Source organism: Helicobacter sp. T3_23-1056, assembly GCF_053654535.1.
In genome coordinates this window covers 1-1,196 of record NZ_JBSIUU010000078.1, presented here as the reverse complement: position 1 = coordinate 1,196, position 1,196 = coordinate 1, and the positions used below count along the sequence as shown (strand labels likewise).

1 pseudogene is annotated in these 1,196 nt (G+C 35.5%); it reads right to left on the bottom strand.

Going from position 1 to position 1,196, the window contains the following annotated elements:
- Window positions 1-1,196, bottom strand: a pseudogene (locus tag ACWIUO_RS13730) (hypothetical protein); the annotation flags it as partial.

Below are 1,196 nucleotides of genomic sequence, written 5' to 3'. Positions count from 1 at the left end.
ATCACTAGCTTTTGTCTTTTTGACTCATCGCGCAAAATCTCTTGCAATCGCTTAGGAAGTTTAGATTCTGCTAAAATCTCGCCATTTTTGCTATCGACTTTATCAAAAAAGCTGTCATTTAAAAAATCAAATTGAAAAATATGATTTTCTAGCAAATTTAGTTTAATGGATTTTTCCTGTGTGCGGACTAAATCTTTGATGATATTTACATCTGCAATATCTATCGTAGAGGCAAAAATATTTCGCGGATTTTGTAGCCCTGAAAGTAGATTGCCCGTCCCTGCGGCACAATCCCAAATATAATACTCATCTTGCCAATTTTCCCCCAAAGATTGCGCTAAATATTCCTGTGCTTTTTGCACCCAAATTTGTGGCGTGTAAAATGCACCTTTGCGCTCTCTTATATCCTCTGGCACAAGCAAATCACGGCGATTGATAAAGTTATCCCAAAATTTCTCTTTTGGTGGGCGTTCATAAGCATTCCAAAACTGCTTGTGTGCTTTTTGATTATCCTTAAAATCTACTTCGCTTTTTTCAAAAAGCCCGATTTTATTTTTGCCCCGTAGTAGCTCATAGTGGCTATCTTTTAGCAAAATATAGAGTTTATCTTTTAGTGTTTTGTTTTCATCGCTTAGCATATCTGCTAGATAAAAATCCGTATCCAAAATCCCCTGCTTTTTTGCCAAATCCCAATCAATGTCAATGCTAGGTTTCACGGCATTTAGCCATTTGATATAAATATGCACGAAGTTATCTTCTGTGATTTGGATTTGGCTAAGGTTTTCATTGCCTAAAATAAAATTTGTAGCGATAAATTCGCGCAATTCTGCGTTATTTTCATCAAAACTAAAAAGCAAAATCTCATTTTCTAAAATAGGCTGGATAATTGCGTGCATTTTTTGAAAATTCGCGCTTTCGTAGTTGCTAGGCGTGGTATGGCTATAATCAAAATCTATCTTATCCAAAAATTCCATAATTTTGTTGTAAGCGATAAAAGCGATTTTTTGCGCATCAAATGCGCCTAAAAATGGCGGTGGAATGTGTTTTTGGTGGTGTTTGTTTTTGGCTATGGTTAAAACTAATTGCGTGAAACTTGTGTAAATGTTGGAATCTTTGCCTTTTTTTGCCTCTGCCCAAAGAAAATATGTGTTTTGATAAAGACTTTGCCTCTCAAACGAAACACAAAAATCAATCTC